Origin of the sequence: Acinetobacter genomosp. 33YU, assembly GCF_001990725.1 — a bacterium.
GTDB lineage: Bacteria > Pseudomonadota > Gammaproteobacteria > Pseudomonadales > Moraxellaceae > Acinetobacter > Acinetobacter seifertii.
Window position 1 is genome coordinate 285,596 of the sequence record NZ_LFZQ01000004.1, and the last position, 15,432, is coordinate 301,027.

Genomic DNA, 15,432 nt, shown 5'->3' on the forward strand with positions numbered 1-15,432 from the left:
CACCCCAAGTATTTGTTAATTCTAAAATTAGATCATTTATCAGCATTTTTTATGCAATTTTATCCTCAGCAAAGTACCCTAAAATAGCATCAAGTCGTAGAACAAATTCTGTACTTGGCTGCCAATAATAATAACCCTGCTCAGCTTCGCCATTCATACCACGCAAGTAAAGATAAGTCGCCCCACCTAGGTGTTGCTCAATATCATAATTTTGCATTTTGACTTTTAAATAACGATGTAACGCAACTAAATACAAGCCTGCTTGTAGCCAATAGCTGGCTAGAGACATACTTTGGGCAATGCTTGCCCCACTATAATCCGCAAGGTTTTCACCTAAGTAATTACTTTTATAGTCAGCAATGTGATAACGCTGCCCATCAAAATAAACCAAATCTATCGAACCATTTAAATAACGTGCGGAACGAGCCTCTAATAACTCTGGCATTTCCATTCCATACTCAGCAAACAGCTGCTGAATACGTTTCATGGCTAACACCCTATCTGACAGGGCCAAATAAAAAGGACACTCTGATAAATAGTGCTCTGGTTGTAACTGATTTAGGCGAAAACCTTGATATAACGGCGTGTTTAGAATCTCTTGCAACCATGTCGCCACAGCGTGATAAAGCGAATATTCCGCTTCTTGTTCTTCGGGAAAGCTTTCTTGATATTTGATTAATAAATCTTGCCACAAACTACTGTAGTCATTTTTAAAACGACGGCGTATTTCACTTACCCACTCATCTGAACATTGAAAATCAATATGTTCAAAAATTTCATGTAAGAAATTACCTGCAAGTGTTCCTCTAGGAAAGTTGCTTTTGATCCAGCTAATTGGCTGTGCTGCGGTCACTTCAACAGAAATAACTTGATCGAGTTCATCTTCGGCTAAAACAGCTTCATGGCTCTGGCTCGCGAGTAAATCTGTACCTACTTTATGTCTTAAATGCTGTGCCAGATAACTAAAACTGGTTTTGCCTCTCGAATAAAAGCGCTGGTCAGGAAAATTCTGTGCCTGTATCTCAATAATATTGATTTGTTGATTTAAATGCATGGCAGCAGGTGGTTGCTCCAAAATCATTTCATCGCAACAACAACGGTGCTGGAATGGTTCAGCTCTGTTTTTCCAAAATGCCAAACCTGAAACAGACTTGCCATCTGTATCTTGTAAAAGCGCATAAACACGATGACTTGCCCGAGTTAAAGCCACGTACCAAAGGCGGTTTTGTTCCGCCAAAGCCCGTTCTTCATGCTGCTTCAGTTCGGTTTCGTTTAAATACGTTTTATCGGCAATCGCGACAACTCGTTGTGTTACGGTTTGAGCCGACTCCGGCGTAGTGATATCTTGGGTCGAGAAGTTAAGTGTTTTGTTATTTTCCCGAAATGGCTTATCAGCCCCAAGCAAAAAGACAATTTTAAACTCAAGTCCTTTCGACTGGTGAATAGTCATGAGCTGTACGCCAGCTTCACTCGACAATCTACGCTCTAGCTCCCACTCACGTTCAAGCGGTGACTGTAATTGCTTGAGATACCAATGATAGAGATTTTGCGCACCCTGATATTTCTCGCTATGCTGACTCAAAATTTCGGTCAGATGACGCAAGTTCACCACAACCCGCTCATTATCTTTACTCTGGACAGCAACTAGATTTTTCCAAATGCCAAATTGGTTTAAACATTGCTGCCATGCCACTAAAAAACCCTGAGCTGACCAAAGCTCACGAATAGCATCAAAGCCTGTCATAAACTGGCTTAAACCTTCAGCTGTTTGCTCAAGTTGCAACAGTTGTTTTAGATCCATAGCAAACAATCGGCTAATCAAAGCTCGTTTCAATTTTGCCTCATCGTAAGGATGAAGAATCGCGGTGAGTAAGGCCCCAACATCTTGAGCAATGGTGCAATCAAAAACACTTCGTTTTGATGGTCGGTTAACGCGTATTCCTAAACGCTCTAATTGAAACTGAACTTTATCAAGGCCATCATGATTGCGTGACAAGACCGCAATATCATCTTCATTTAAAGCTTGGGTCTGAGTATCTTTTTGAAGATATAACTGCCCAGTATGTGACTGGTTGAGTAAATCCCGAATCTTCCATGCTACTTGCTGTGCTTCCGTTTCCTTGTCTTTTAGCAGAAGCCAACGTAAAGGGTACGGGTTAGGCTGATTTTGATCGACTAAAGCTGGGTGAGGTCGAGTCCCTGCCCGAATCGGGTCATATTGAACCTGTTCACCAAAGTCGATTTGCCTTTGAAATAAGGCATCAACCACTTCAACCAAGTCAGCGACTGAACGATGGTTATGAATTAATTTATATTCTCGACCATGCTTTGCCTGAATATCTTTATAGGCATTTAAAAAGGTAAGCATATCCCCACCACGGAAACCGTAAATTGCCTGCTTACGGTCACCCACCATAATCATGCAACCTTTTTGGTAACGCTCTGGATGACGCCAAATGCTGGCGAGCATATCGTCTTGGTCTTGATTAGTATCTTGAAATTCATCGACTAAAATTAAGGGATATCGAGCCTGCACAAATACGGCGAAACGTTGCCCCTGCTCGCCCTTTAAAGCTTCTGACAAAGTGCGAATTTGCTGAGAAAAAGTCGTCTCACCCTTATTTTGTAAAACCTGAGGTAAACGTTTCTTAACTTCTACACACAAGTGAAATTGTAAAAAAGTATTCAACTGATTCAAATCAGCTTGAATTTTTTGCATCATCTCAAAAATATTTTTTAATATTTGAATTATAGGATGTTGGTAGAAATTATCTTGGATAGCTTGATCACATTTATTAAAAACTGTATTACGAATTTGCCCCTTTGAATCCAAAAATAGTACTTCGATATCCTTTAATGCTTCCCTATGGAAAAAAATTTTAACTCCATCTTTCTTAATCTGCCGAATAATTCGGGATAGCCCTGTTTCAAAAATCAAGTGAAAACGATCTTTAGCAAAAGCTTTTTTATTAATGAACTTGTAATATTGTCCATCAAGTAAATAATAATCTTTTAATCCGTCCCAGTATATTGAAGGAGCTTGTGCTAATTTATTCAAAGCAATCTCAAATTCAGCGGTACTAAAAACAGGTAAATCCACTGGCTTAAAATAAGCTGAACTAAAACTTAAACTTTCTTCGACTAATTTGATATAACTTTCAGTAGACTTAAGTTCACCACTCATATACAAAAAATCAATCACAGTTTGAGGCTGAGACTGTATCCATTCACGTAGTACATCATGAATCAGTTGGCGGCTATAGGTTTTAGCATCATCGGTAATTTGAGCACGTTCAATTTTGCCGCTCTCAAAAGCAAACTCACGTAATAGTTTTTGGCTAAAGCTATCGAGTGTTCCGACAAATAGCTCATCTAGCTGATCGATGACAAGCTTTAAACGTTCACAGGCATAGGCAATACGTGTCGCAAAATGCTTGAGAACATGTTGCAGTAATAAGTCAGATTCTTGCTCGGCCTGTAAAAGAATCTCTTTCTCAGTCAAGCTCCGCTTAGCATCTAAATAACGGTAGGTTTCGACTAAACGCGCACGAATTCGGCTTTTCAACTCGGCCGCAGCAGCACGGGTAAACGTGGTTGCAATGACTTGTCTAGGCAAATATTTCTCAAGAAAAATACGTACCATCAAACTCGACAGTGTATAGGTTTTCCCTGTGCCAGCCGAAGCTTCAATTAAATGCAATCCGCTAAATTCAATATCAGTAATAGGTTGATAAGACACCTGTACTCTTGAGTTCATGCCTTACTCCGAATATTGAAATTGAAAAACTGGATGATACAAATCATATGCAAACTCATCACAAGCGTGTTGAAGCAATGCTTGTGCATCTTGTTCTTGCAAAATAAAACGCCAGTCCTTATGTAACTTACACGCTTCATTTTGAGTCATATCGATAGCGGTAAATGAACCAGTTTCATTCCAGTATTTTAACAGCTCGGTATAGCTCTTCTCATCCAGTTTTATTTTTTCTGTCGGATTTGTTATTTCCCACTGATATGCCTTGGCTTTTTCCAGAGGCTTTAGCATCAAAGCTGCTGGTAGCACCAGTGGTTGCTGTTGAGCATAACGCCAGATCTTAAACCACGGTTGTAAATACTGCCGAGCTTGCTCAGAACTAATACCTTTACAGATTACGGTTTGGTCACTAAAAACCACTATACGGCGTCTTTCAGTTCCTGCACTTCCCTCATTTAAATAGGCCAACCAAAGCAGGTACTCTAACCAGACTTTTGCACGTCTTTTGGCCCGAGCACTTGATGCTTCCATACTGACCCAATCCTGAGTTTCAGATTTAGGCACTGTAATATTCATGTGCAGCTGTTTGGCAATTCGCCAGACTCGCTGCGTGGTTTGTGTCACGGCTGGTGCATAATGATGAAGACGTTCAAGCAAACATTCCTGTTCAAAAATACCCTGTTGCCATGCGCTGTATTGAACTTTGCCTACAGGTAATTGATCAAGTAGAGCCTCAGGCTGCGCCTGTTGTTCATTTTGCTGTAAAAAATGTCGAATGGTATAACGGCCTAAACCATCTAAAAGCAAAGGTTCATTTTGATCTAACTCCCCAACAGTTCCTAAGTTTTCTACACCTAAAGTTTTTAAATATAAGCGTGCGGGGAAAGTCACATCCTGTATCCACTGATGGCTATCTAAAACCAGCATGTCAGGTATTTCTAAAGGATAAGACGTATTCGCCCAAGGCTTAAGAACACCAGATGCTTGCTGAATTTGCATAGCTACATTAAACCAGTGATCTTGGTAGCGAATATAGTTGTTCTCGGCCACAAAACCCTTCGGGTCAAACGGCTGTAAATAATGTAAATGGTAGAGTTGTTTTAATTGAGACGGAATTTCAATGCCTTCAATGACTTCACGCTCAGGTGCATTTGGCTCCGGTTTTACAATAAGCGCAAGATGCTCACGGAACTCTTGAAGAATACTAGAAGGATCTCTCACCTCACCGTCATTGACATCAAAACCGTTATAAAACAGCCATAGATTTTCTTGGGCTAAAAGTAAGGCATCTAAGAAAGCGCCTTGGTCATCCTCAAGACGGGAACGATCACCTAATTGTTGACGTAAGGCATCCATCAAATCAAATGGTACATGCGTATCACGGTTTGGAAACTGCCCTGCATCCAGATTTAACATCACGATCAAGCGATAAGGTAAGGGGCGAATTTGTCCAATTTGGGCAAAAGTAATTTGTCCGGTCGGTTCAGCTTGAGCTGTCTGGTTTTCTAAAGTTCGCTGAATCTCATCCAGAATATAAGGCAAAGGCAAGGTAATTTTACGTAAGGTGCCTGTTTCTGCTTCGGCATAGTAACTTGCGAGCGTTAGCATACGCTCTTGTTTTTTTACAATTTCCCGAGCAGTTTTTAAAGCAGCCACACCAGCCTGTTCAAACTCGACTATATCTTGCGACAACACTTGCAGCCAGTATTCTACTGTATGTACTTTTCTTTGCTCGTGCATAATGAGCCAGTCACGGCGCTCATTTAAATCTTGGTAAATCTGAATGAGTGTACCAATCAGCTCAAAATCGCCCGGCTGAACCTTAGAGTAACTGAGTACCTGATTAAACGTAGCATGTTCAGGAATTGCAATGCCGAGTGCTAACCGTTCTAAAGCAAATTTAAAACTATACCGATAATCATCATCGCCGTCACATAGGCTACGTTTCAGATGCTCTGCATCAAGACCACGTTTAAACCCTGCATCGGCCAGTAATGCCAAAACTCGCTCTACTTGAGCATATTCAAGTGCATAGCGCTGCTGCGTCGCATGTAAACCAAGCCAGTCAGCGAAATCATCAAAGCTAAATCGCCCTTGCATAAGGTGAATACGCCCAATCACGGCACGCCATGCATTAAGTGCATCAAGTGAGGCAATACCTGCAATTTTTACGGGTAAATGCACACCTTGCTCAGTTGCCGTAGCTGGAAAAACACTTCGTATTAAAGGCTCAACTTCTGCCAAATTAGGCACTAAAACCAGAATATCATTTGGACGACGCGGCTGTTCATGCGGTTTAGCCAACCAGCCAATCAAATGCTCTTTCAAGACTTCAAGTTGGCGCAATGTTGAGTGGCAAACATGAATCTGGATAGAGTCATCTTTCAGTACAAGTTCATATTGCTTAGGCTGTGGTTCCACCAAATGCAGAATATCTGACTGAACTTTGCCAAGTAAACTTTCAGGAAAATCATCTACAAAGGCGTCCACCCACTTACCTTCCTCACCTGTAGACAGGTTCGAAAGTAATGAGAAGTGATCGCGGGCTTGTTTGCCCAGTCTTGTTAAAAGTGGATGCCTCGACTCACGCGCCTCAGCATTAAAGTTAAGCGTAAATTTATCAAAGAAATCGGCAATTTCAGCATCGGTCGCTTGAGGATTTTTCGCTATAAAACGCTCTTTCACACCCAAGTCATAACGCTGTTTCCACAGCGGATCGACACTATCGGCCCAATATTCCTGTGAAGGGTTATAGTGCAAAATCAAAACATCAATGTATTGCCCTAAACGGCGCAAAAATTGAAGCTGGCTAGGCGGTAAATCTAGCAAAGTAAAAACGACAATTTGCTCTGGCAAACGAGACAGTGCTTTCTTCTTACGCTCAGGATGATCTAATTCCTGCCAAAACAGCTCGTCAATTTGCTGCATTTGCATAAAATCATCATGAAAATGCTGCTGCCATAACCAGCGCTGCCAACGCTCTAGCTCTTGTGTTTGCTGCAAAGTAAATGCAGAAATTTCTTTATCTTTCTGCGCAATATACTTTTCGATATCAAGTGCTCTGCCTTGTCCCCACGCTGCTAACCAGTTATTTGGACAAGTACAGGTATTTTCACAACCATGTTGGCACTGTCCCCGATAGACCATGTAGTTACTAAATAAATCGGCAACCTGCTCGGCCACCCAATACAACATTTTTTGTTTTTTTAGCTGTTTCTCAATCCCTTGTTCAAGTCGATCTGCGCTGTCGTAAATACGCTGAACAATAGAGTGCAATGGATGTGAGTCATCTATACTCATTTCATCAGGCTGAATAAATTCTTGTAAGGCTTGATGTACACGCCATTTAAAAATCAAGCGTGGAATATTCGCTTTACGAACCTGTTCTTTATGCGCAGTAAGAACCTGTTGATAGGCGTACCACTGAAAACCGCGAACTCGTTGATGGAACTGGTAATTGGCCGTCATTCCTTGTTGTTCTGCAAGTTTTTGTATCAGCCACTGCTCAACTGCAGGACTAGGTACAATAAAATGCTGGGCTTTCAAAACCTGTAAAGGATGCGTAGAAGGTTGGGACGTAGACGCAAGTACGCCCTGCAACAACACATCAATACGTTGACTTTGAATAACATGGATGCCCATTTATTTCATACCCTACTCGCATAATTTATGCACAAAATCATAAACATTCATTACTATACAACTGAATCTGACTATGTCACGTTGGTTTAAACACAGCATAATCTAACTTTAGGTGTCACTTGCCTTGTGTTTGGAAGGCACCATTAAGGAACCCATTACAGGTAAACATTATGAAAATTGATAACATTCCTGACTATATTGATCCTAGCCTAAATCTGGAACAAATTCGCGATGAGTGCCACGATCTCATTCAGAAAAGAGCTTACGTGTCTGCTGGTGCAGCAATTGTACCGATTCCTTTTTTTGACGTGGTCGTAGATTTGGGAATTTTGACACAGCTTATTCCCGATATTAATGCTCGCTTTGGCTTAGCACCTGAACATGTCAGCGTCTATGATCCAAAAACAAAAACCATTCATTGGGATGAATTGCGTAAACGTGGCTTTCAATTTTCAGGTTTTATGGTCGCGCGTACAACCGTTAAAAAAACCTTTAATGGTTTCTTTGGCAAAATCGTCACTAAACAAGTAACCAAATTTATACCATTAGGCGGACAAATTGTTGCAGCAAGTTTAGGTTATTTTATGATGAAAAAAATAGCCCAAACTCATCTAAATGATAGCTACAACCTTGCTAAACGCATTCAACAAAAGGGAATCAACTCAACAGTACTTGAGAGTTAATACAATCCTATCGTAATTTTTTAAGGCACGTGACTGTGCCTTATTTTTTGCTTTTAAAATTTACACAATAAAACAAAAGATATGTTCAAAACTTTAATCTTCACTTATTTTTTTAAGTTTTACTAAAGTTTAAAAGTCTATTATTCAATCTACAATGCCAAATGAAATACGGAGAGTCATTGTGGAATATGGACAATCAACATCCCGTTTACGTGCCATTTTTAATGTAACCAGTGGTAACTTCCTAGAACAATATGACTTTTTCCTCTTCGGTTTATATGCAAAAGCGATAGGTGAAACTTTTTTTCATTCTGATAGCAGCTATGCCGCACTAATGAAAACTTTTTTGGTATTTGCCGTTAGCTTTCTGATGCGACCAATTGGCGCACTCGTGTTAGGTCCATATGTCGATCGAATTGGCCGCCGAAAAGGATTAATGGTCACCTTAAGTATTATGGCACTTGGTTCCTTGTTAATTGCATTAACACCCGGATATGCCACCATCGGCTTTACAGCCACTGTCTTAATATTTGTTGGTCGTCTAGCCCAAGGTTTCTCAGCTGGGGTTGAGTTAGGTGGTGTCTCCGTTTATTTATCTGAAATTGCTGAACCACATAACCGTGGGTTTATTACCAGTTGGCAATCTGCTAGCCAACAAGTTGCTGTAATTTTTGCTGCCACATTAGGCTATTTAGTCAGCCTAGCATTTACGAAAGCACAAGTTGATGCTTGGGCTTGGCGTATTCCATTTTTTGTCGGTTGTGCAATTATTCCGTTTATATTCTGGTTACGTAAATCTTTAGCCGAAACCGAAGCTTTTGCCTCTCGAAAAGAGCATCCAACTACTAAACAAATTATGTCAACGCTTGCAGCGAATTGGAAAATTGTAGTCGTTGGAATGTGTATGGTTGCAACAACTACAACCATGTTCTATTTCATTACAGTTTACACCCCAACTTATGGAAAAGAAGTTCTACATTTAACAACTGCAGAAAGCTTATTTGCAACGGTAATGGTCGGGGCAAGTAACTTTATTCTATTACCTATAGGTGGTTATTTATCAGATAAAATTGGTCGAAAACCATTATTGATTACCACAACAGTTTTAATTTTTGTAAGTGCTTATCCGCTATTAAGCTGGCTGACTCAAAACATTAGTTTGGCACACATGTTAATTTCACTACTTTGGCTATCTCTGCTCTATAGTTTCTATAACGGCGCATTGGTCGTTTCCCTCACTGAAATGATGCCAAGCTCTGTAAGAATTGCTGGGTTCTCTGTAGCGTATAGTCTTGCCACTTCTATATTTGGTGGGTTAACGCCTATGATTGCCACATATCTTGTACAAGAATCTGGCAGCAAAAGTATGCCTGCTTTCTGGTTAATGTTTGCCGCAATCATTAGTTTAATTGCAACGCTTGTTGAATTTCGCAATCGGAAAACTCTTGCTATAGAATCCCCATCAATCAAGGATCAACTTGCATAATCAAATAAGCACTAATATTTAAACAGTTAAAGGAGACCTTAGTCTGCCTTTAACTGTTTTAAAATCGCTCTTAATACCTCTAACCGAGCTGTATATTTGTCATCAGTCGCAACAATATGCCAAGGTGCATACTCAGTGCTCGTTCGTTCAAACATATCTGCCGCTGCTTTTAAATAGTCATCCCATTTATCACGATTACGCCAGTCTTCTGCGGTAATTTTAAAGCGTTTATGCGGTGTCTCTTCTCTGGCTTTAAAACGCTGTTCTTGCTCATCTTTACTAATCGCTAGCCAAATTTTCACAACAATGGTTTGACTATCAAACAAATCTTTTTCGAAGCGGTTAATCTCATCATATGCCCTTTGCCACTCTAAAAGTGACGCAAACTCTTCAACTCGCTCAACGAGTACGCGACCATACCATGTCCGGTCAAAAATCGTAATTTTTTCAGCTTCATTAATACGGTTCCAGAAACGCCATAAATAAGGATGTCTCGCTTCAAAACGTTCAGGGGCTCCAATACAGTGAATTTCATATTCACGCGGATCTAAATTTTTAACAATTCGTTTAATGGCACCACCTTTACCTGCGGCATCCATTCCTTCAAACGCAATCACCACATTTCGTTTATCAAAGCGCATGCTATCTGCAATTCTTTTGCTCAGTTTATCGAGCTCTTTTTTATATTCGGCTTTATCAAGCTTTTCCTGAGCAGGTTTTAACAAACTTTCAGGAATCTTTGCTTGCTGCCATTTTCCTTTGACTTCACTTTCATGCTCAGGTAAATCACGCATATTTTGCAAAAGATATTGGGCAAAAAACTGATCACGCTGTGTTTCATCTTCTCCATCAATAATGTACCAATCATCGGTAAAACGTCGGCGTAAATTTTGCAAAGTGTCATATTGTTTTTTATTACGCCAGTCTAAGCCGTGGAGTTTATGCCAGTGCTGTTCAGAAGGGTCTATTTTATCTAACCGTTTTTGCAATGATTTCCAAGAAAGATCAAACCAGACTTTAATCACATCGACATAATTATTTTTTAGGTCTTGCTCAAATGAACGCATATTTTCAACATAGGCATCAAAACGTGCTTCATCCAAAGGCTCTGCAACATGAGTTGCAGTAACCAACAAGTCGCTATACCAATTGCCAAACATCACCACAATTTGGCCTTCAGTTGGAATAAATTCTGAATAAAACTGCCAAAATGCTTCTGTATCGGTGAGCATACGTGGCGCATCTGCTTTTACGCGCAAATATCTCGGGTCTAACCATTCGCGAAGCTGCTTAACTGCTTCCCCCTTTCCAGCAAGCTCAATACCACTCATTAATATCAATGTACTTTTAGCATTAGGCTTACCTCGACTATCTTTTAAAGCATATTGTGCTTCAATCAAATCGACTGAAAGCTGTTCTTTATCTCGAATTTCGAATTTCGGTTGTTGTTTACTCATAGTCTGGAGCTCTAATCTTTTATTGTTTAATTTCGATGATCTTTAACTTATGCGCTTAAATGATGAATTGCTATACAAATTATGTCATTGCAGCAAGATTTCACTTAAAAATTGACGCATAAATCATTTTTTTTACATCTACTCGCCATAGTAGAAGGTTACAATGCCTCTTATGATTTTTTGTAAATAGCCCAATATTAGAGCCTTACATGTCTAAACTCGCTGCTTTTGATGATCTTTTACAACAATATAAAACATTTAATTATCATGATAATCCTGTGCTTGCCCAACGTTTGCAAGATGTACAAACATGGCTAAAAGAGCGGATGAAAGATACCCATCATGACTTTTTTAATTTGCCAGAGCATAAGCTCATGTCAGAGTATTTTTTAAACCGTTTATATGGTGGCCCAGAGTTCGATGCACTTGCTGCACAAATTGAACGTCTATTGAAATATGCCCATAAAGCCGAAAAAGTATTACCTGAAAATGCGATTAAAACCGGAACTAAATCGGTAAGTTTGGCTGTGCTTGCAACTCAACTTGATGAGCAAGTGGCCATGCAACTTCTCGCAGACCACCCAGCAGATACCGTACTCACCGACGAGATCATGCGCTTAACCTTAATCAAGCTTGATCAAGCAGAAGCCCGTTATCAACAGCTTGCTCTTCTTGACGATCTAGGGATCGCTTTAGATAAATACATGCGTTCATTTATGATGTTCACTGCATTTAAAATGTGTAAAGGAATTGCTCAAAAATATCATTTCGAATTGATGTATGATTTTATTCAAGATGGTTTTAGTGCGATGAAACCGTTAAAATCTGCCGAGAGCTTTATCAAGACTTTTACGGAAAAAGAACGCCAAATTGTTGAAAATGTACATTCAGGGCATCCGAATCCGTTTAGAGTGTGATAAGGTCGGCACATAGAAAAACTCAACCTCACGAAGTTGAGATTTTATTCATTATATTTGCATGATGATGCCTGTAAAAATAGACAAAATCTGTCATCATGCAGAACTTATTCCGTTTCACTTGAGTTTGAGTCTAGGAGAGACAATATGTCTAACGAAAACCAAAAGCCAACATCTCCAACTGAGCAGGCACAAAGTTCAGACAAAGTTAGCCCATTCCTAAGCTCACCTTTACCGCAAGGTACACCTCAAGGGCAACAACAATCTTTACAGCAAACACTAACAGATACACCTGTTAGTGGTTCTGTACCTAAATATAATTTACCACGTGGCGCGGGTAACACTGGCAACGTTGGTGAAACAACACACTTTGGTTACTCAACAGTTAGAACTGAAGATAAAGCTCAAAAAGTTGCTGAAGTTTTCCACTCGGTTGCAAGCAAATATGACTTGATGAATGACTTGATGTCATTTGGTATCCACCGTCTATGGAAGCGCTTTGCAATTAATATGTCTGGTGTTCGCCGTGGTCAACACGTATTAGACATTGCTGGCGGTACAGGTGACTTAGCAAAAGTATTTAGCCGTGAAGTAGGTCCTCAAGGTCATGTGGTACTTTCAGACATTAACGAGTCTATGCTGAATGTTGGTCGTGACCGTCTGATTGATGCAGGCTGTACCAATGTAGATTTCGTTCTTGCCAATGCAGAAACATTAGAGCCATTTGCAGACAACAGCTTTGATCTTGTTACTATTAGCTTTGGTTTACGTAACGTAACTGATAAAGATGCAGCACTTGCTTCTATGTTCCGTGTACTTAAGCCAGGTGGTCGTTTACTGATTCTTGAATTCTCTAAGCCTGTATTTGAGCCATTCTCAAAACTTTATGATCTTTATTCATTCACTGCTTTACCGATTATGGGTAAATTGGTTGCTAATGACTCAGAAAGCTATAAGTACTTAGCTGAATCAATTCGTATGCATCCAGACCAACGTACTTTAAAAGGTATGATGGAAAATGCTGGTTTCCAGAACTGTGACTATCACAACTTAACTGCTGGTATCGTTGCCGTTCACCGTGGCTTCAAACTGTAAGGTATAGCGATATGTGGTCGATTCTGGCACTTGGTGCAGTCGAACGTATCATTCATCATCTGATCGATCTGGATGCATTAACCCGCATTCAGCTCAATCAGTTACAGGGCAAAATGTTGCGTGTTGTCATCGATAGCCCGCAGCTTTCTGTCGATGTATTCTTTGACCAAGAAAAAGTACGTCTTGAACCTACTGCAACTGGGCATAGCGAAAAACCTTCTATTTTTGAACAACGCCCTTTTGATCCGCAATTCAAAATTTCTGAAGCAACAGCAACTTTGCATGTCAAAGATGTGGTTGAACTCATCAAACTATTGGTGAGTGATGCAGACCAGATTGGTAATATCCCACTAGAAGGTGACTATCACCTATTACAAGATATTCAAAAAATTATGCAGCAAGCTGAACCTGATTTAGCTGCGCATTTATCAAAATGGGTTGGTCCTCAACTCGCTCATGAAATTGGCAAGATTCAGCTTGCACCAAAGCATTTAAAACGTTCTCTTCAAAGCCATCTATTTTTTGCTGAAGATGCTTTAAAAGAAGACAGTGGTTTATTTGCCCCACGTTGGGAAATGGACAATTTAAATCAAGCTACGCGTAAGCTTAATCAAGATATTGACCGTCTAGAAGCTAAATTGCAGCAGCTCAATGCACAACTACAACCCACTCAAGATTAGGTAAGACTGTATATGATTCCGCACGTTTCACGTTTACTCGAACTTTGGCGTATTGCAGCGCACTATAGACTCGATACGTTATTCCCTGCGGATGAATTACCTGTTAAAGCTCAGCGTGCATTAAGTGTTATTAAAATGCATCCTGCTGCATGGTCGAGTCGCGAACGTAAAAATCCTTTAAAGCTCAAAGAAGCTTTAGAAGAGATGGGTCCACTTGCAATCAAACTTGGACAATTACTGTCAACTCGACGTGATTTAATTCCACCTGAAATACTCGCTCAACTGGTCTTACTTCAAGATCAAGTCAAACCTTTTGATAGCAATGTTGCCAAACAACGTATTCAAGAATCATTAAAAGCTGACGTAAATACCTTGTTTGCACGATTTGATGACCAGCCATTAGCTGCTGCTTCAATTGCACAAGTTCATACTGCTGCTTTGCACGATGGTCGAGAAGTCGTTGTTAAAGTGACTCGCCCCGACATTCGTAATCAAATTTTGCAAGACTTTGAGATTTTGGCATGGTTAGGCAACACACTAGAAAGTCGCCTTGAAGCTGCTCGTGCCTTACATCTCTCTGAAATTATTCAAGACTACCGCCAGATTATTTTAAATGAGCTGGACTTGAGTATCGAAGCAGACAACACTCGTCGTATGCGCCATTACTTTACTGGCTCAACCATGATGTACGTGCCTGAAGTCTACATGGATACCAAAGATGTCATGGTGGCTGAACGTATTACTGGTGTGCCTATTTCAGATACGGCAACCTTTGACCGTCTAGGCATGGATCGCGCACAACTTGCAGAAAAAGGACTAACCATTTTCTTTACGCAAGTATTCCGCGATAACTTTTTCCATGCTGACATGCATCCCGGCAATGTCTTTGTAGAAACAATTAACCCAAGCAATCCACGCTTTATTGCACTCGACTGTGCAATTATGGGTGAGTTATCTAAGCATGACCAGATGACCATTGCCCGCATGTTGCTTGCTGTAATGAACAGCAACTTTATGCAGCTCATTCAAATTGTGCATCAAGCTGGCTGGATTCCACCAGGTACAGACCAAGATGCGCTATCGCGTGAAATGCGTCGCACAGTTGGTCCAATGGTATCTAAACCAATGGATCAACTTGATTTTGCGGGCATCTTGATTCAAGTAATGGATATTGCTCGTCGCTTCCATTTAGAGATTCCACCACAGCTCATGCTGCTACTCAAAACTTTAGTGCATGTCGAAGGTCTAGGGACCGATCTTTACCCGCAGCTCGATATCTGGAAATTGGCAAAACCTATTTTGACTGAATGGGTCAAAGCCAACATGAACCCAGTCAAAAATATAAAAGAGTTAGGACAGCAACTACCTGACCTGCTTTTAGGTGCCCAAGATTTCCCAAGCTTAATTGTTGACAGTTTAAATGGTTTAAAAAATCAGTCTGCTTGGCAAGACCGTCAGTTACGCGAAATGCAACAACTTCGTTTGCAAATGGAACATCAACAACGCCGCAGTTGGATATTTGGCAGTACCATGCTGATTTTGCTCACCATCGCGATTATTAGCCCTTGGTTTGTTTCTATTATTTTAATTGTGCTGAGTAGTTTATTAGCGCTTTGGCGTATATTGAAATAATTAAAAAGGTTCTTAATTTATTCAAGTTTTTTTAAGACTTGAAAATAAATGATGTATATGATTTATTCAGTTCATATGCATCAGAT

9 protein-coding genes are annotated in these 15,432 nt (G+C 40.2%); 6 read left to right on the forward strand and 3 right to left on the reverse strand.

The genetic code is table 11. The annotated features are described in order from the left end of the window. Positions 1-49: 49 nt before the first annotated feature. Both AC056_RS04260 and AC056_RS04265 read right to left on the reverse strand, forming a co-directional pair. Complete coding sequence (locus AC056_RS04260; RefSeq protein WP_213033469.1) at positions 50-3,757, reverse strand: UvrD-helicase domain-containing protein; 3,708 nt, start codon at positions 3,755-3,757, stop codon at positions 50-52. A gap of 3 nt (positions 3,758-3,760) precedes the next feature. Beyond that, positions 3,761-7,396, reverse strand: coding sequence for an exodeoxyribonuclease V subunit gamma (locus AC056_RS04265; RefSeq protein WP_077162832.1), 3,636 nt, complete (start codon positions 7,394-7,396; stop codon positions 3,761-3,763). Positions 7,397-7,566: 170 nt separating this feature from the next. Between AC056_RS04265 and AC056_RS04270 the strand changes: the two genes are divergently transcribed. Together AC056_RS04270 and AC056_RS04275 are read left to right on the forward strand one after the other, a co-directional pair. Continuing rightward, positions 7,567-8,079, forward strand: coding sequence for a hypothetical protein (locus AC056_RS04270; protein ID WP_004699033.1), 513 nt, complete (start codon positions 7,567-7,569; stop codon positions 8,077-8,079). A gap of 181 nt (positions 8,080-8,260) precedes the next feature. After that, positions 8,261-9,565 carry an MFS transporter gene (locus AC056_RS04275; protein WP_077162833.1) on the forward strand — a complete coding sequence of 435 codons (1,305 nt, stop codon included), beginning with the start codon at positions 8,261-8,263 and terminating at the stop codon, positions 9,563-9,565. 38 nt (positions 9,566-9,603) lie between these two features. Here the strand turns inward: AC056_RS04275 and AC056_RS04280 are convergent, their stop codons facing one another. Then, positions 9,604-11,022 carry a phosphate--AMP phosphotransferase gene (locus AC056_RS04280; RefSeq protein WP_077162834.1) on the reverse strand — a complete coding sequence of 473 codons (1,419 nt, stop codon included), beginning with the start codon at positions 11,020-11,022 and terminating at the stop codon, positions 9,604-9,606. A gap of 209 nt (positions 11,023-11,231) precedes the next feature. Between AC056_RS04280 and AC056_RS04285 the strand changes: the two genes are divergently transcribed. The 4 genes from AC056_RS04285 (at position 11,232) to AC056_RS04300 (ending at position 15,346) form a co-directional block, all read left to right on the forward strand. Then, positions 11,232-11,939 carry an FFLEELY motif protein gene (locus tag AC056_RS04285; protein WP_077162835.1) on the forward strand — a complete coding sequence of 236 codons (708 nt, stop codon included), beginning with the start codon at positions 11,232-11,234 and terminating at the stop codon, positions 11,937-11,939. Between the two features lie 147 nt (positions 11,940-12,086). After that, positions 12,087-13,034 (forward strand): bifunctional demethylmenaquinone methyltransferase/2-methoxy-6-polyprenyl-1,4-benzoquinol methylase UbiE, encoded by a 948-nt coding sequence (gene ubiE, locus AC056_RS04290; protein WP_004699042.1) that lies wholly within the window; start codon positions 12,087-12,089, stop codon positions 13,032-13,034. Positions 13,035-13,045: 11 nt separating this feature from the next. Next, a complete protein-coding gene (locus AC056_RS04295) occupies positions 13,046-13,714 on the forward strand; it encodes a ubiquinone biosynthesis accessory factor UbiJ (RefSeq protein WP_004699044.1) in 669 nt (222 codons plus the stop codon). A gap of 12 nt (positions 13,715-13,726) precedes the next feature. Continuing rightward, a complete protein-coding gene (locus AC056_RS04300; protein WP_004699046.1) occupies positions 13,727-15,346 on the forward strand; it encodes an ABC1 kinase family protein in 1,620 nt (539 codons plus the stop codon). Positions 15,347-15,432 lie beyond the last annotated feature (86 nt).